The following is a 17,219-nucleotide window of genomic DNA, read 5'->3' on the forward strand; positions in this document are numbered from 1 at the left end:
GGCGGGAGTCTAGCTGTCACGGCCCTGTGCGCAAGCGAATTGGGCCACAGATCGCCCGGTCCGGCGTTCGCGAGACAGGGCCGGAGCCGCCATGAGGGCTGGCCCGGAACCGCAACGGCCGGATCCCGGCAGGCGCCGGGCAGGGCCAGGAGAGGAGGAGGGAGCCGTGGGCGAATCCTTGTTCGGCCGCTCGAATGGCGGGCTGGCGAGCGGTCTGCCGACCGGGGTGAAGATGGCGGCCGTGGCGCTGCTCATCCATCTGCTGATGAAGAACTCGCGCGGCCAGCAGGTGCCGGCGCCAAGCCAGGGCGCCCCCCAGGACAGCGGCCATGGAGGGGGGCTCGGCGGGCTGCTCGGCAGCATCTTCGGCGGCAACGCCGCCTCGCCGCCGGCCGGCGGGCCGCCGCCCTCCGGGGCCTGGGGCCGTGGCGGCGAGGCCACGCCGCCGGCCTCCGGCCCCTGGGGCCAGCAGGGGGCCGCCCCAGGTCCCGCCTCGGGCCCCTGGGGCCAGCAAGGCGGCGCGCAGCCGGCCAATGCGGGCGGCGGCCTGGGCGGTCTCGGCGGGCTACTCGGCGGCCTGCTCGGCGGCGCGGCGGGGGCGGGCGCCCTCGGCAGCCTGCTCTCCGGCCTGCGGGACCAGGGTCTCGGGCGGCAGGTCGATTCCTGGGTCAGCTCCGGGCAGAACGAGCCGGTCTCGCCGCAGGAGCTGGAGCGCAGCTTCGATCCGCAGGAGCTGGACGCGGCGGCGCAGCAGGCCGGCACGGATCGCGGCACCCTGCTGCAGGAGATCAGCGCCCTGCTGCCGCAGCTGGTCGACCGGATGACGCCGCAGGGCCAGGTTCCGGAGCATTCGCAGGCGGCCGGGAACAGCGGGATCGACGACCTGCTGCAGAATGTCTTCGGCAGCCTCTCCGGCGGCGGGCGGCGCTGAGGCAGGCGGCCGGCGCCGCGGGCGATGCGGCGCCGGCTGGAGCCGATCCCGTTCGAGTGGACACGCCCGAACGGGTCCAGGCCGGCGCCGGGCCATGAATCAGGGCGCCTTGGCGGCGAAGCCTTCCGCGGCCGGCGCCGCGGCGTTCATCGCCACCAGCCCCGCGGCCAGCCGTGCCAGGATCCGCGCGGCCCGCAGCCGCACCGCCGCCTGGCCATCCTTGCCCTCGGGCAGGGTGCAACCGGCCAGGGTGATCGCCGTGCCGAGGAGGCGCGCCTCGAGGGCCGCCGCCACCGCCTCGCCATTCGCCGCGCGACCGAACTCGGCATCCACGGCCTCGCCCGCCCGGTCGATCTCGGTCTCGACCCGCGCGTCCTCGGCCGCGATGGCCAGGATCTCGGCCGGCGGATCCGGCTCCTCGCCGGACTGCAGCGCCATCAACCCCATGGCGCCGATCAGCAGGTGCAGCGGCCCGCCATCCCCGGGCCGCGCGGCGAAGGCGCCGAAGGCCACGGCCAGGGCTGCTTCGCCGAGGCCCTCGCGCAGCTCCTGATCCATGGCGGCGATGGCCGGCGCCTCGCCGGCGGCCTCCGGCGGGGTGCCCGACATATCGGGCACCCCGCCCTCGGCGAAGGCGTGGGACAGGGTACGCAGGGCTTCGAAGAGACGCTGCTCGGAAACGGGCGGCATGCCGGTGCTCCGCTGAGGTGTCGTCGTCCAGTCCCGGCAGAACGGCCGGAGGCCGGGCGGGATGCGCGAGGCCTATCGGCCGCCGCCTTCCGTGTCACTCCGCCGGCAGCAGGGCCGGCGCCCGCTTGCGGCGGCCGATGCCGTCGAGCGCCAGGTAGACGACCGGGGTGGTGTAGAGCGTCAGCAGCTGCGACAGCAGCAACCCGCCGATGATGGTGATGCCGAGCGGCTGCCGCAGCTCGGCCCCGGCGCCGCTGGCCATGGCGAGCGGAATGGCGCCGCAGACCGCGGCGACGGTCGTCATCAAGATGGGCCGGAAGCGCTCGCGGCAGGCCGCGAGGATCGCCGCCTCGCCGCCGACGCCCTGCTCGCGCTCATGCTCCAGCGCGAAGTCGACCATCATGATGGCGTTCTTCTTCACGATGCCCATCAGCAGGATCACGCCGATGAGGGCGATGACGGTGAAGGGCGTTCCGGTGACGATCAGCGCGAGCAGGGCGCCGATGCCGGCCGTCGGCAGGGTGGAGAGGATGGTGATGGGGTGCAGCACATGCTCGTAGAGCATGCCGAGCACGATGTAGATGGTGACGAGGGCAGCGAGGATCAGCAGCGGCTGGCCGCGGGTGAAGGACTGGAAGGCGCGCGCGTTGCCGGCGAACTCGGTGCGCATCGTGTCCGGCAGGCCGATCTCGGCCGCGGCGCGCTCCACCGCCGCGGTCGCCTCGCCGAGCGAGATGTCGGGCCCGAGGTTGAAGGTGATGGTCGAGGCCGGGAACTGCCCCTGATGCGTCACCGACAACGGGGCCGAGCCGAGCTCCAGCGTCACCAGCGAGGCCAGCGGCACCTGCACGCCGTTGCCGCCGGGCAGCCAGATGCCGTCGATCTGCTCGGGGTATTGCTGCAGCCGCGGCTCGACCTCGAGCACCACGCGGTACTGGTTGCGGGAACGGTAGATGACCGAGACCTGGCGCTGGGCGAAAGCGCTGTTCAGCGCGGCGGTGATGGCCGAGACGCTGACGCCGAGCCGCGCCGCCGCCTCGCGGTCGATCACAAGCCGCGTCACCGGCCCGGCGCGCTGCTGGTCGGAGGAGACGTCCTGGATGCCCGGCACGGTCCGCAGCTTCGCCACCAGCCTCTCGGACCAGAGCTCCAGCCCCTCCAGGTCCGGCGAGAGCAGGACGAACTGGATGGAGGCGTTGCCCGCCCGGCCGCCGATGCCGATATCCTGCATCGGCCGCATGAAGGTCTGGATGCCGGGGATGGCGCCAAGGGCGCGGCGGGTGCGGTTGACGACATCGTTGGCGCTGACCCCGCGCCGCTCGGCGGTGGGCTTGAGGCTGATGAAGAGGCGCCCCTGGCTGACCGAGGAATTGCCGCTGCCGCTGCCGACGGCCGAGGCGATGCTGGCGATCGCCGGGTCCTGCCGCAGCACCGCCACCACCTGCTCCTGCAGCCGCAGCATGGTGGCGTAGGAGGTATCGGGCGCGGCCCGGGTGGTGCCCATGATCAGCCCGGTATCCTGGTCCGGGAAGAAGCCCTTCGGCACGATGACGTAGAGCCAGACGGTGAGGCCGACGAGGCCGAGGGTGAGGAGCAGCATCAGGCGCCGCCAGCGCAGCAGGACGGCGAGGCTGCGCATGTAGCCCGAGGTCAGCGCCTGCATCGCGCGGTCGAAGCGGCGGCCGAACCAGCCCGGGGGCGGTGGCGCGTGGCGCGCCGCATGCGCCGCCATCATCGGCGTGAGGGTGAGGGAGACGATGCCCGAGATCGCCACCGCGATGGCGAGGACGAGCGAGAATTCGCGGAACAGCCGGCCGACCACGCCGCCCATGAAGAGCAGCGGGATGAAGACCGCGATCAGCGAGACGGTGATGGAGACCACGGTGAAGCCGATCTGCCGCGCCCCCTCCAGCGCCGCCTCGAAGGGGCCGAGGCCGCGCTCGCGCAGGCGCGACATGTTCTCGATCATGACGATGGCGTCGTCGACGACGAAGCCGACGGAGATGGTCAGCGCCATGAGCGACAGGTTGTCGAGCGAGAAGCCGCAGAGCCACATCGCGGCCAGGGTGCCGAGCAGGGAGAGGGGCACGGCGGTCGCGGTCGCCGCCACCGCCGAGACGCGGCGGAGGAAGACCGCCACCACCATGATCACGAGCGCGATCGAGATCAGCAGCGCCTGCTGCACGTCGTGCACGCTGGCGCGGATCGTCTCCGAGCGGTCGCGGATGGTGTGGATGACGACGCCGCCCGGCAACCAGCGCTCGAGCTGCGGCAGCACGGCCTGGATGCCGTTGACGACCTCGAGCACATTGGCGTCGGCCTGCTTGAAGACGGTCATCATGACCGCCGGCCGGCCGTTCACCGAGCCGCCCTGCCGCCGGTCCCGCACGTCGAGGGTGGCGCGGCCGATCGCCGAGAGGCGGACCACGGCGCCGTCCTGCTGCTTGACGACGATGCTGCCGTAATCCTCGGGCGTGCTCAGCCGGTCGTTCACGCTGATCGCCGCCGTCTGGTCGGTGCCGTCGATCAGGCCGGTGGCCTGGATCACGTTGTTCTGGCTGATCGCCTGGCGCACCACCTCCAGCCCGATGCCGGCCGCCTTGGCGGCCGCCGGATCGATGGTGAGGCGGATGGCCGGCTGCTCGGCGCCCTGGATCTGCACCTGCGAGACGCCGGGGATCTGCGCCAGCCGCGGCGCCACCACGCTGTCCGCCGCGTCGTAGACCGAGCCGGCCGAGGCGGTGTCCGAGGACATCGCCATGATCAGCACCGGCGCGTCGCCGGGGTTGAACTTGCGCACGGTCGGCGGCGAGGGCAGGCCCGCCGGCAGGTCGCTGCCGGCGGCGTTGATCGCCGCCTGCACGTCCCGCGCGGCGCCGTTGACGTCGCGCGAGAGGTCGAATTGCGCCACCACGGCGACGCTGCCGAGGGAGGAGGTGGAGGTGAGCTCGGTGACCCCGGCGATGGCGCCGATGCGGCGCTCGAGCGGCGCGGCCACCGAGGAGGCCATGGTCGAGGGATCGGCGCCCGGCTGGGTCGCGGTGACGACGATGGTCGGGATGTCGGCCCGCGGCAGGGGTGCGACCGGCAGGGCGAAATAGGCGACGATGCCGGCCAGCGCCACGCCGACGGCCAGCAGGGCGGTGCCGATGGGGCGGCGGATGAAGGGTTCGCTGATCGACATGCTGCCTACTCGGCCGGTACCGCCTGGCCGCGGCGCCGCCAGCGCCGCAGCCGGACTTGAAGCCGTTCCATGGCGAGATAGATCGCCGGCGTGGTGTAGAGGGTGATCACCTGGCACAGCAGCAGCCCGCCGATGACCGTGACGCCGAGCGGCCGGCGCAGCTCGGAGCCGGCGCCCGTCTCCAGCGCCAGGGGCAGGGCGCCGAGCACGGCGGCGACGGTCGTCATCAGGATGGGGCGGAAGCGCTCCCGGCACGCCTCGAGGATCGCCGCCTCGGCGCCGCGGCGCTCGATCCGCTCATGCTCGAGCGCGAAATCGACCATCATGATGGCGTTCTTCTTCACGATGCCCATCAGCAGGATGACGCCGACCAGCGCGATGACCGAGAAGTCGAGGCCGAAGAGGCGGAGCGCGAGCAGGGCGCCGATGCCGGCGGTGGGCAGGGTGGACAGGATGGTGATGGGGTGCAGCGCATGCTCGTAGAGCATGCCGAGCACGATGTAGATGGTGACGAGGGCGGCGAGGATCAGCAGCGGCTGGCTGCGGGTGAAGGACTGGAAGGCGCGGGCGTTGCCGGCGAACTCGGTGCGCATCGTGTCTGGCAGGCCGATCTCGGCGGCGGCACGCTCCACCGCCGCGGTCGCCTCGCCGAGCGAGAGCCCCGGCGCGGGGTTGAAGGTGATGGTCGCGGCCGGGAACTGGCCGCGATGGGTGATGAAGGTGGGCGCCGTGCTCCGCTCCAGGGCGACGAGGGCGGCGAGCGGCACCTGCCTGCCGTCGCGGCCGCTCAGCCAGACATCGTCCACCTGCTCCGGCCGCTGCTGCAGACCGGGCTCGATCTCGAGCACCACGCGGTACTGGTTGCGGGCGCGGTAGATGATCGAGACCTGGCGCTGGGCGAAGGCGCTGTTCAGCGCCTGCGCGATGGCCTGGACGCTGACGCCGAGCCGGGCGGCGGCGTCGCGGTCGATCGCCAGCCGGGTGATCGGCCCGGGATTCTGCTGGTCGGAGGAGACGTCGTTGAGGCCGGGGACGGTCCGCAGCTTCCGCACCAGCGCCTCGGACCAGCCCGCCAGCGCGCCGGCATCGGCCGAGAGCAGCACGAACTGGATCGCCGCGCCGTCGCTGCGGCCGCCGATATTGATCTCCGGCACCGCCCGCAGCGTGGTCTCGATGCCAGGGATCGCGGCGAGCGCGGCCCGCAGCCGCTCGATCACCTCATTGGCCGAGATGCCGGGCCGTTCCGCCAGCGGCCGCAGGCTGATCAGCACCCGTCCGGAGGTGACGGAGCCGTTGCTGTTGCCGACGCCGGTGATGGAGGCGATGCGGGCCACCGCCGGGTCGCCCTGGATCGCGGCGACGACCCGCTCCTGCAGCCGCACCATCGCCTGGTAGGAGGTGTCCGCGGCGGCGAAGGTCGTGCCGGAGATGAAGCCGGTGTCCTGGTCGGGGAAGAAGCTCTTCGGCGCGGCGAGGTAGAGCCAGACCGTGGTGCCGACCAGGCCGAGCGTGCCGAGCAGCATCGCCCGCTGGTGCCGGAGCGCGCGCCCGAGGCTCCGCACATAGGCGGCGGTGAGGCCGGCGAAGCCCCGCTCGATCGCCCGGCCGAGCCGCCCCGGCGGCGGCGGCGCCCGCCGCGCCAGATGCGCCGCCATGGCCGGCGTCACGCTGAGCGAGACGAGGCCGGAGGCGGCCACCGCGATCGCCAGGGTGAGCGAGAACTCGCGGAACAGCCGGCCGACCACGCCCTCCATGAAGAGCAGCGGGATGAAGACCGCGATCAGCGAGACGGTGATGGAGACCACGGTGAAGCCGATCTGCCGCGCCCCCTCCAGCGCCGCCGCGAGCGGGGCGAGGCCGCGCTCGCGCAGCCGGGCGATGTTCTCGGTCATGACGATGGCGTCGTCGACGACGAAGCCGACGGAGATGGTCAGCGCCATGAGCGACAGGTTGTCGAGCGAGAAGCCGGCCAGCCACATCGCCGCCAGGGTGGCGAAGAGCGAGAGCGGCACCGCGATGCCGGTCGCCAGGATGGCCGAGACCCGCCGCAGGAACAGCGCCACCACCAGCACGACGAGCAGGATCGAGACCAGCAGCGTCCGCTGCACGTCGTGGACGCTGGCGCGGATCATGTCCGAGCGGTCGCGGACCGTCTCCACCCGGACGCCGCCCGGCAGCCAGCGCTCGAATTGCGGCACCAGGGCCTGGATGCCGTCGAACACCTCGATGACGTTGGCATCGGCCTGCTTGAAGATGGTCAGCAGCACCGCCCGCTGGCCGTCGAGCGTGGCGCCCTGGCGGCGGTCGCGGGCATCGACCGCCACGCGGCCGATGGCGCCGACCCGCACCACCGCCTGGCCGTCCCGCTTGACGATCATGCGGGCGTAGTCGTCCGGCTCGGTGAGGCGGTCGTTCACCGAGACGGCGGCGAACTGCTCCCGCCCGTCGGCGGTGCCGGTCGGCTGGGTGACGTTGTTCTCGTTGATCGCCTGCCGGACGCGCTCCATGCTAACGCCGGCCGCCTTGGCGGCGGCAGGGTCGACGGCGATGCGGATCGCCGGCTGCTCGGCGCCCTGCAGCTGCACCCGCGCCACGCCCGGCACCTGGGAGATGCGGGGCAGGACGATGCTGTCGGCGAGATCGTAGATCGCCCCCGGGGTCAGCACCGGCGAGGTGAGCGACATGATCAGCACCGGCGCGTCGCCCGGGTTGAACTTGCCGACCCAGGGCGAGGAGGGCAGGGGCGCCATGTCGCTGCCGGCCGCGTTGATCGCCGCCTGCACGTCGCGCGCCGCGCCGTCCGAGCTCCGGCCGAGCTCGAACTGGGTGACGATGAAGAAGGCCCCGAGCGAGGACCAGGAGGTCATCTCGGCGACGCCGGCGATGGCGCCGATCCGCCGCTCGAGCGGCGCCACCACCGAGGCGGCGATGGTCTCCGGATCGGCGCCCGGCAGGACGCCGCCGACGGCCACCGTCGGCAGGTCGGTCCGCGGCAGCGGGGCGATCGGCAGCAGGGCATAGGCGAGCAGGCCGATCAGCGCGATCCCGAGGGCGAGCAGGCCGGTGGCGACCGGCCGCAGGATGAAGGGCGCGCTGAAGGACACGCTATTCGGCCGGTACGGACGCGGGCTGCCGGTGCAGGCGCTGCACGCGCTCGCGCAGGCGCTCCATGCCGAGATAGATCACCGGCGTGGTGTAGAGGGTGATCACCTGCGAGAGCAGCAGCCCGCCGACCACCGAGACGCCGAGCGGCAGGCGCAGCTCCGAGCCGGTGCCGTTCTCGAGCACCAGCGGCAGCGCCCCGAGCAGGGCGGCGAGCGTCGTCATCATGATCGGGCGGAAGCGCAGCAGGCAGGCCTCCTCGATCGCCTCCCGCGGCGTCTTGCCGTGGTCGCGCTGCGCCTCCAGCGCGAAGTCGATCATCATGATCGCATTCTTCTTCACGATGCCCATCAGCAGCACGATGCCGATCAGCGCGACCACCGAGAGGTCGAGGCCGAAGAGGCGCAGCGCCAGCAGGGCGCCGATGCCGGCCGAGGGCAGGGTGGAGAGGATGGTGACCGGGTGGATCAGGCTCTCGTAGAGCATGCCGAGCACGATGTAGATGACCACGATGGCGGCGAGGATCAGCCAGGGCTCGCCCTGCAGCGAGCGCTGGAACTCCGCCGCGTCGCCGGCGAAGCTGCCGGCGATGGTGTCGGGCAGGCCGATCTCCGCCTCCGCCGCGCGGATCGCCGCGACCGCGTCGCTGAGCGAGGCGCCGGGGGCGAGGTCGAAGCCGAGGGTGACGGCCGGGAACTGCCCCTGCTTGGTCACGGTGAGCGGCCCGGCGGCGCGGTCGATGCGGGCGAATTCCGAGAGCGGCACCTGCGGCGTGCCGGCCGGGGCCTGCACCGGCGTGCCCTGCGCCGTCGCCGCCTGGCCGGCCGTCGCCGGCACCCGCAGCAGGCCGATCATCGAGGGATCGTCGCGCAGCGCCGGCGTCGCCTCCAGCACCACCCGGTACTGGTTGTTCTGGGTGTAGATGGTGCTGATCTGCCGCTGGCCGAAGGCGTCGTAGAGCGTGTCGTCGATGCCCTGCATGGTGACGCCGAGGCGGCCGGCCTTGTCGCGGTCGACATCGACCGTCACCCGCAGCCCTCCGTCGCGGCGGTCGGAGGCGACGTCGCGCAGCACCGGCAGCTCGCGCAGCCGCTGCTCCAGCACCGGCGCCCAGCGGCTGAGCTCGGCCGCGTCCGGGTCCATCAGCGTGTACTGGTAGGCGGTGCTGCCGGGCCGGGCGCCGATCTGGATGTCCTGCACCGGGGCGAGATGGATGGACAGGCCGGGCAGCGCGTCGAGGCGCGGCTGCAGCCGGGCGATGATCGCCGCCGCATCGGCGGCGCGCCGCTCGCGCGGCCGCAGCACGGCGGTGAGGCGGCCGGTGTTCTGCGCCGGGTTGACGATGCCGGCGCCGATCACCGAGGTCACGCTCACCACGTCCGGATCGGTCCGCAGCACCTCCGCGACGCCGTGCTGCAACCGCGCCATGCGGCTGAAGGAGGCGTCCTCCGGCCCCTCGACCGTGGCGACGATCAGGCCGGTATCCTGCGAGGGTAGGAAGCCCTTCGGCATCACCACGTAGAGGGCGATGGTGCCGGCGAGCGTCAGCAGCGCCACCAGCAGCATCAGCCCCTCGCGGCGCAGTGCCCAGCGCAGGCTGCGGGCATAGGCGTCGCGCATGCCGTCGAGCCCGCGCTCGGTCAGGCGGGAGAGGCGGCCGGGCCGCGCCGTCCCGGCCGGGCGGAGCAGCCGGCCGCACATCATCGGCGTCAGCGTCAGCGACACCACCATGGAGACGGTGACGCTGATCGTCAGCACCAGGGCGAATTCCTGGAACAGCCGCCCCACCACCCCCGGCATGAAAAGCAGCGGGATGAAGACCGCGACTAGCGAGACGGTGAGGGAGACCACGGTGAAGCCGATCTGCGCCGCGCCCTCATAGGCGGCGGCGAGCGGGTGCTTGCCCTCCTCGATCAGCCGGACGATGTTCTCGATCATGACGATCGCGTCGTCGACCACGAAGCCGGTGGCGATGGTCAGCGCCATGAGCGAGAGGTTGTCGAGCGAGAAGCCGCAGAGCGCCATGACGCCGAAGGTGCCGATGATCGAGAGCGGCAGGGCGATGCCGGGGATCAGCGTCGCCCGGCCGCTGCGCAGGAAGACGAAGATCACCGCGACGACCAGGGCGACGGCCAGCACCAGGGTGAACTGCACGTCGTGCACCGAGGCGCGGATGGTCGAGGTGCGGTCGGAGACGATGGAGAGCTTCGCCCCCTGCGGCAGCGCCCGCTCCAGCAGGCCGAGCTGCGCCCGGACATCCTCGACGGTCGCCACGATGTTGGCGCCGGGCTGGCGCTGCACGTCGATCAGCACCGCCGGCCCGCCATCGAACCAGGCGCCGTTCAGGGTGTTCTCCAGGTCCTGCACCGCCTCGCCGACATCGGAGAGGCGCACCGGCGCGCCGTTGCGCCAGGCGATGATCAGCCGGGCGAAATCCTCGGGCGAGCGGATCTGGTCGTTGGCCATGATCGAGGAGGCCTGGCGCGGCCCGTCGACGCTGCCCTTCGGCGTGTTGACATTGGCGGCCGAGACCGCGGTCCGCACATCCTCGAGCGAGAGCCCATAGGCCGCGAGCCGCACCGGATCGGCCTGCAGCCGGACCGCCGGCCGCATGCTGCCCTGGACGATGACGCGGCCGACGCCGCTCACCTGGCTGAGGCGCTGCGCGAGCAGCGTGTCGGCGGCGTCCGAGAGGCGCCAGATCGGCAGCGTCTCGCTGGTGAGCGCCAGGGTGATGATCGGCGGATCGGCCGGGTTCACCTTCGCATAGGTCGGCGGATAGGGCAGGGTGCTCGGCAGGGTGCCCTTGGCGGCGTTGATCGCCGCCTGCACGTCCTGCGCCGCGTCGTCGATGTCGCGCCCGAGGTTGAACTGCAGGGTGATGCGCGAGGTGCCGGGGCCGCTGGTCGAGACGATGTCGGTCAGCCCGGCGATCTGCGCCAGCTGCCGCTCCAGCGAGGCGGTGACCAGCAGCGCCACCGTCTCCGGTGAGGCGCCGGGGAGGGTCGTCGACACCTCGATGGTCGGGAAGTCCACCTCCGGCAGCGCCGAGACCGGCAGGCGGAGATAGCCGAGCACCCCGGTCAGCAGCACGGCGATGGCCAGCAGCGTGGTGGCGATGGGCCGGGCGATGAAGGGGGCGGAGACGCCGCCGAAGCGGCCGGAGGCGCCCGGGCCGGAGGCGGGGCCGGACCCTGGGCCGGGCCGGCCGGCGCCGCCATCCGCGGCCGGGCTCATGGCCGCGCATCCGCGGCCTGGCGCGGCCGCCGGCGCGGCTCGCCCGGGGCCGGGGCGGGGCCGTTGCCGCCCTCGTCATGCACCAGCACGGCGGCGCCCGGGCTGAGGCGCAGCGCCCCCGAGGTCACCACCTGCTCGCCTGGCCGCAGCCCCTGCCGCACCACCGCCTCGGTGTTGGTCAGCGCGCCGAGGCGGAGCGGCCGCTGCTCGACCGTCCGCTCGGCGCCGACGACGAAGGCGAAGGCCCCGTCCGGGCCCCGCTGCACGGCGACGAGCGGGACGGTGGTGACGCCCGGCAGGCGCTCGACCTCGAGCCGGACATTGACGAAGGCGCCGGGCCAGAGCCGGAAATCCTCGTTGGCGAAGGAGGCCTTCAGCTTGATCGTGCCGGTCTGCGCATCGACGGCGTTGTCGAGGGTCAGCAGCTCGCCCTCGGCCTGCACGCTGGCGTCGCGCGCCGCCGGCAGGGCGCCGGCGGCGGCGCCGAGCGTCGGGCCGGAGCGCACCACCTGCACCGGCACCTTGCCGCGCGCCATCGCCTCCTGCACCCGGCCGAGCTCCTGCTGCGGCAGGGTGAAGACCACGGCGATCGGCTGCAGCTGGGAGACGGTGACGATGCCGGTGGCGTCGCCGGAATGCACGACATTGCCCTGGTCGACCAGGCGCAGCCCGACCCGGCCGTTGATCGGCGAGCGGATGGTGGTGAAGGAGAGCTGGGTGCGGGCCGCGTCGATGGCGCCCTGGTCGGCGGCCACCTGCGCCTCGTACTGCGCGACCAGCGCCCGCTGCGTGTCCTGCTGCTGCCGCGAGATGCCCTGGTTCTGCGCCAGGCTGGTGTAGCGCTGCAGGTCCAGCCGGGCATTGGCCAGCAGCGCCTCGTCCTGCGCCTTCTTCGCCACCGCCTGGTCGAGCGCCGCCTGGTAGCTGCGGGGGTCGATGCGGGCGAGCACATCGCCCTGCTTCACCATCTGCCCCTCCCGGAAGGCGATCTCCAGCAGTTGCCCATCCACCTGCGGGCGGACGGTGATGGTGTTGTAGGCCTGCACCGTGCCGATCGCGTCCAGGCTGATCGGCACGTCCTGCACCTTCGCCGCGGCGACGGTCACCGGCACCGGGGCGCCGCCGCCGCGGCCGCCCGGCCGGCCGGCCTCGGCCTGGGGCGCCGTGGCGGCCGGCCGCTGGCGCCAGGCCCAGAGGCCGGCGCCGGCGCCGGCGAGCAGCCCGAGGCCGAGGAGGATGAGGAGCGGACGGCGCATGGACAGGGCGGGGACCTCGCGGCTGGGTGCTTCACATACGCCGCGCCGGGGCATTTCCCATGCGTCGGCCTCGGGGGGCGGGGTCACGCCGGCGTTCCCCAGCCGCCGCCGAGGGCGCGGAACAGGCCGACAGCCGCCTGCAGCCGCGCCAGCCGCGCCTGGGCCAACGTGTTCCGCGCCGAGAAAAGCGTCTGCTGCGTGTTCAGCAGGGTCACGATGTCGATGGTCCCGGCGCGGAGCTGGGCCTCGGAGATGGCATAGGCCCGCTCGGCCATGCGGACGGCATTGGCCTGCAGCGTTTCCTGCTCGGTGGTCTGGCGCAGCGCCACCAGGGCGTTCTCGGTGTCGACCAGGGCGTTGAGGATGGCGAAGCGGTAGGTGGCCAGCAGCTCCGCCGCCTGCGCCTCGGTGAGCTGCACCTGGCCGCGCAGGGCGCCACCGCGGAAGATCGGCTGGGCCAGGCCGGCGGCGAGGGTGAAGATCAGGCTCTCGGGCCGGGTCAGGGTCTCGAGGGCGAGGCTGGTCCAGCCGCCCGAGCCGGTCAGGGTGATCGAGGGCAGGAGCTGGGCCCGCGCCACGACGATGTTGGCATTGGCCGCGGCGAGCGTCGCCTCGGCGTTCAGCACGTCCGGCCGGCGGGCCAGCACCTCGGCGGGCAGGCCCGGGCGGACCGCCGGCACGGCGATGCGGTTGAACTCGCCGCCCCGCAGGCTGATCTGCTCCGGCGGCCGGGCGATGAGCGTGCCGAGCGAGTTGCGGTTGGTCTCGACCTCCTGCACCAGGGGCGGGATCAGCGCCTGCTGCTGCGCCGCCACCGTCTCCTGCTGCGCCAGGTCGAGGCCGGTGCCGGTGCCGACCGAGACGCGGTCGCGGATCACCCGCAGCACCCGCTGCGCCGTCTCCAGGTTCTCCCGCTGGATCGCCAGCCGCTCCTGCGCCCCGAGCATGGCGAAATAGGTGTTGGCGACCGCGGCCTGGGTGGTCAGCGTCACCGTGCCGACATCGAAGCGGCTGGCCGAGGCGGATTGCTGCGCCGCCTCGGCCGAGGCGCGGTTCTTGCCCCAGAAATCGACCTCGTAGCTGGCCGAGAGCAGGATCCGGTCGCTCGCCGTGACCCGGACGCGGCGGCTGGTGACGCCGGTGATGCTGGCGGTGTTCACGCTGCCGGTCTGCGAGCGCGTCGCCTGGCTGGTGAGGTCGAGCGTCGGCAGCAGCGCGGCGCCGGCGATCCGCACCTGCGCATCCGCCTGCCGCACCCGGGCGACGGCGCCGGCGATGTCGGTGTTCGCCGCCATGGCCTCGGCCATCAGCATGTCGAGCTCGCCGGAGCCGAAGCCGTGCCACCAGGCCGGATTGGGCCAGAGCGCGCCCGCCGCCGGGTCGGCCGCCGTCAGCCGCGGCGGCAGCGCGACGCCGGAGGAGGTGGCCGGCGGCGTCAGCCAGGAACAGCCCGGCAGCAGGGTGGCGGCCGCGAGCAGGGCGGCCCGGCGGCGGGCCATGGGGCGCGCCGCGGGGTGGGCGGGGGGGCGGGGCATGCTAGCGTCCCTGCCGGCGCGCCGCGGCGATCTGCGCCCGCCCGGTGGGCGAGACGGCCTGCATGGCCTGCACCATGGTGCCGTTGAAGGCGACGTTGAAGGCGGCCCAGCGCTCGGTCCAGGCATCGAGCGCGGCCTTGAGGGCGGCGGCGTCGAAGGGCTCGCGCGCCGTCGCCTCGTCCACCGTGCCGCTGGCGGCCCGCAGCGCCGCGAGCTGCGGCGCGTAGCTGTCGCGCTCGGCCTCCAGCACGGCGCGGAAGCGCGGCCGGTCCTCGGCCGGCAGCGCCGCCTCGATCCGGCCCACCAGCCGGTCCAGCCCGCGCCCGCGATGCTCGCGCGGGCCGCCGCCGAAGACGAAGAGGGAGCCAAGGACCAGGTTCACGGCAAGGGAAGCGCCGAGCGCCGCGACGAGCAGCGCCCGGCCGGATGGCCAGGAGATCAGAGCGGGTCCTCCGCAAGGGGCAGGGTCTGCAGCGGCGCCAGGGGGTCGCCGGCCGGGCCGCCGACCGCCGGCGCCGGGGCGAGGCTGAGCCAGAGGGCGCAGGTGGCCATCGCCGCCAGCGCGCCGTAGCCGGCCGGCGCCGCCGGCCGCAGCCTCTGGCCGAGCCGGGCCCAGCGGCCGGCCGGGACGGGCAGGGGCGAGCGCGCGATCTCCCGCGCCACCCGCGCCTGCAGCCGCGCCAGCGCCGCCGGCGGCGGCTGCGGCAGGACCTGCCCGAGCGCCGCATCGAGGCGCTCGGCCGCGGCGAGCTGCCGCCGCGCCTCGGCCGAGACCGCGAGCAGCGCCGCGGCGGCGGCGCGGCGCGGCGCGGGCCAGCCCTCGAGACGGGGGCCATGGGCATCGAGCAGCCGGGCGAAGCGGGCCGGGGTCATGGCGTCATCAGCCTCCGCAACATCAGGCGGGCGCGGCGCAGCAGGCCCTCGAGCGCCCGCTCCGAGACATCCAGCATGGCGGCCGCCTCGGCGCCGCTCAGCCCTTCCTCATAGGCGAGGGCGATCGCGGCGCGCTGGCGGGCGGGCAGCCGCGCCAGGGCCCCGGCCAGGGCGGCATGGTCCTCCGCGGCCGCGGCCGCGGCCTCGGGGCCGGGCGCCGGGTCGGCCAGCAGGGCGAGCGCCTCCTCGCCGGCTTCCGTCGCCCGGCCGCGGCGCCGGCCACGGTCGATGGCGAGGTTCAGCGTGATGCGGTGCAGCCAGGTGGTGAAGCGGGCCCGGCCGGGATCGAAGCTGGCGGCGGCCTGCCAGGCGCGCAGGAAGGCCTCCTGCGCCACCTCCTCCGCCTCCTCGGTCCGGCCGAGGACGCGCAGCGCCAGGCGCAGCGTGCGGTCGCCATGCCGGGCGACCAGCACGCCGAAGGCGGCGCGGTCGCCGGCCGCCGCCCAGGCCATGAGCTCGGCATCGCTGGCCTCGTCGCGCGCCATCAGCCCGGGCGGCCGGGCGGGGCCGGCGGTCTCCGGCGGTCCGGCGGTGTCGGCCAGGCGCGGCAAGACCGCGGGGGCGCGGGCCAGCAGGGCGTGGGGGGAGGGGTGGAGCGGGATCGGCATCGTCGGCTGCGGGATGGTACGGCCGCCGCGCCCGCATCCCACGCGGCCATCCGTCCCGCCGGCGGCCAGCCGGTCATGGGGCCGGGAAGAGCGCGTCCGTGCGACCCATGAGCCAATAGGCCGTCAGCCCGACCCACTCCCGGATGCCCCATTCGAAATCCCGCAGCCGGGCGGGGAAGGTGCCGTCGAGCCAGACCTCGGGATCGAGGCTGGTGCGGTAGTTCACCGGCCAGGCGATGATGCCCGCCCAGCCGGCCTGGCGGAAGACGCCCATGCTGCGCGGCATGTGGCTGGCCGAGGTGACCAGCAGCCAGGTCTCGCCCGGCTTCGGCCCGACCAGGCGCCGCGTGTAGGCGGCATTCTCGAAGGTGTTGCGCGACTGGGTCTCGAAGGCCATGCGCTCCGGCGGCACGCCGAGCTCGTCCCAGAGCCGGCGCGCCACATCCGCCTCGGTGGTGGCCCCGGGCGCGAGGCTGGCCGAGCCGCCGGTGAAGACCAGCCGCGCCTCCGGATGCCGGCGCAGCAGCGCGACCGGCTCGGTCATGCGCTCGGCGGCGCCGTTCAGCGCCGGGATGCCGCGCGCCTCGGTCAGGCGCTGCTCGACCGCGCCGCCGAGGACAACGATGCCGTCGATATGCGCCGGCTCCTGCGCCGGCCGGGGGAAGCGCTGCTCCAGCGGCAGCAGCACCGGCTGGTCGAGCGGCAGGACGGCGATCAGGGCGAGGAAGCCGATGCCGAGCAGCGCCGGCCAGCGCCCGACGCGCCGGCCGCGCCAGAGCAGGACGAGGCCGAGGAGGGCGAGCAGGATGGCGGCGGTGCCGGGCCGCGCCGGCCACCAGAGCAGCTTGGAGGCGAAGAAGGCGAGGTCCTGCACCGGCTAGAGCTCCAGGACCCGCCCCGGCGCGACGCGGCCGCGCGCCCAGTCGGCGAGGGCGAGGAGGTTGCCGCGGAACCGCCCCCAGCGATCCGCCCAGGGCTCCGGCCAGGGCGCCCGCACGGCGTTCTTCAGCGTGTGCCGCAGCAGGCTCGGCAGGGCGTGCGACCAGGGATAGGTGCCCTTGCGGGCGAGATAGACCGGGTTCGCCACCTGCGAGTAGCCGAGCCGCCGCCCCGGGCTCCGGCCGAGCTTGGTGCCGAGATGCACGCCGCGCGCCCCGGCGAGGCGGAGGATGCGGCCATGCCGGCCGAGCTGCCGGGTGAAGTCGATATCCTCGTACCAGGCATAGAGCGGCAGCGCCTCGTCGACGCGGATGCCGTGGCGCCGCACGACCGCCAGGCGGACCGCCATGTTGCAGCCATAGCCGTTGAAATGCGGCGCCGCGGCGAGCGGGTCGCCGGCGGGCGCGTCGCCGGCGAGGATCGCCCGCCCCTCGGCCAGGCTGAAGCCGGGGCCGTTGGCGCCGTCGGCGAGCACGGTCCCGGTGGTGACGACGCAATCGGGCTGCGCGGCGAAGACCGCGGCCGTGACCCGCAGGTAATCGGGCGCCGGCAGGAAATCGTCGTCGAGGAAGAGCAGCAGGTCGCAATCCGCCGCGGCGTCGAGGATGGCGTTGCGCTGCCGCGGCAGGCCGGCGGGGCTCCGGATATAGGCGATGCCCGGCTGCGCCGGCGCCACGTCCTCCGGCTCCACATGGCAGACGATGATCCGGTCGGCCGGCCGGGTCTGCCGCGCCAGCTCGTGCAGCGTCCCGGCCAGGATGGCGGCGCGGCCGCGCGTGGCGATGCCGATGGCGATGCGCATGC

General features: G+C 74.0%; 12 protein-coding genes. 1 reads left to right on the forward strand and 11 read right to left on the reverse strand.

From position 1 onward, the window contains the following. The first annotated feature begins 166 nt into the window (after positions 1 to 166). Entirely contained in the window at positions 167 to 931 is a 765-nt protein-coding gene (locus DOO78_RS04300) for a YidB family protein (protein WP_165838710.1), read from the forward strand. 99 nt (positions 932 to 1,030) lie between these two features. Here DOO78_RS04300 and DOO78_RS04305 read toward each other — a convergent pair whose 3' ends face one another. From DOO78_RS04305 to DOO78_RS04350, 11 genes are all read right to left on the reverse strand, one after another. Continuing rightward, positions 1,031 to 1,621 (reverse strand): hypothetical protein, encoded by a 591-nt coding sequence (locus DOO78_RS04305; RefSeq protein WP_111468485.1) that lies wholly within the window; start codon positions 1,619 to 1,621, stop codon positions 1,031 to 1,033. A gap of 94 nt (positions 1,622 to 1,715) precedes the next feature. Beyond that, the gene (locus DOO78_RS04310; RefSeq protein WP_111468486.1) at positions 1,716 to 4,805 is read right to left on the reverse strand and encodes an efflux RND transporter permease subunit; all 3,090 of its coding nucleotides are present in this window, start codon (positions 4,803 to 4,805) and stop codon (positions 1,716 to 1,718) included. 5 nt (positions 4,806 to 4,810) lie between these two features. After that, a complete protein-coding gene (locus tag DOO78_RS04315; RefSeq protein ID WP_111468487.1) occupies positions 4,811 to 7,909 on the reverse strand; it encodes an efflux RND transporter permease subunit in 3,099 nt (1,032 codons plus the stop codon). Position 7,910: 1 nt separating this feature from the next. Further along, on the reverse strand, positions 7,911 to 11,144 hold the full coding sequence (locus DOO78_RS04320; protein ID WP_111468488.1) for an efflux RND transporter permease subunit: 3,234 nt from the start codon (positions 11,142 to 11,144) through the stop codon (positions 7,911 to 7,913). Next, the gene (locus DOO78_RS04325; RefSeq protein ID WP_111468489.1) at positions 11,141 to 12,400 is read right to left on the reverse strand and encodes an efflux RND transporter periplasmic adaptor subunit; all 1,260 of its coding nucleotides are present in this window, start codon (positions 12,398 to 12,400) and stop codon (positions 11,141 to 11,143) included. The genes DOO78_RS04320 and DOO78_RS04325 overlap by 4 nt, the downstream gene beginning before the upstream one ends. A gap of 83 nt (positions 12,401 to 12,483) precedes the next feature. Beyond that, positions 12,484 to 13,899: an efflux transporter outer membrane subunit gene (locus tag DOO78_RS04330; RefSeq protein ID WP_111468490.1), complete on the reverse strand. Its 1,416-nt coding sequence runs from the start codon at positions 13,897 to 13,899 to the stop codon at positions 12,484 to 12,486. Positions 13,900 to 13,936: 37 nt separating this feature from the next. After that, positions 13,937 to 14,317, reverse strand: a complete 381-nt coding sequence (locus tag DOO78_RS27345; protein WP_165838711.1) for a periplasmic heavy metal sensor — start codon at positions 14,315 to 14,317, stop codon at positions 13,937 to 13,939. A 56-nt stretch (positions 14,318 to 14,373) separates the two neighbouring features. Then, positions 14,374 to 14,808: a hypothetical protein gene (locus DOO78_RS27350; protein WP_165838712.1), complete on the reverse strand. Its 435-nt coding sequence runs from the start codon at positions 14,806 to 14,808 to the stop codon at positions 14,374 to 14,376. After that, positions 14,805 to 15,476 (reverse strand): sigma-70 family RNA polymerase sigma factor, encoded by a 672-nt coding sequence (locus DOO78_RS04340; RefSeq protein WP_243634360.1) that lies wholly within the window; start codon positions 15,474 to 15,476, stop codon positions 14,805 to 14,807. Before DOO78_RS04340 ends, DOO78_RS27350 begins: the two co-directional genes overlap by 4 nt. A 73-nt stretch (positions 15,477 to 15,549) precedes the next feature. Further along, on the reverse strand, positions 15,550 to 16,350 hold the full coding sequence (locus DOO78_RS04345; RefSeq protein ID WP_111468492.1) for a YdcF family protein: 801 nt from the start codon (positions 16,348 to 16,350) through the stop codon (positions 15,550 to 15,552). Positions 16,351 to 16,353: 3 nt separating this feature from the next. Further along, positions 16,354 to 17,217, reverse strand: coding sequence for a glycosyltransferase family 2 protein (locus DOO78_RS04350; protein WP_111468493.1), 864 nt, complete (start codon positions 17,215 to 17,217; stop codon positions 16,354 to 16,356). Positions 17,218 to 17,219: the final 2 nt, after the last annotated feature.

This window comes from Roseicella frigidaeris, assembly GCF_003258945.1.
Lineage (GTDB): Bacteria > Pseudomonadota > Alphaproteobacteria > Acetobacterales > Acetobacteraceae > Paracraurococcus > Paracraurococcus frigidaeris.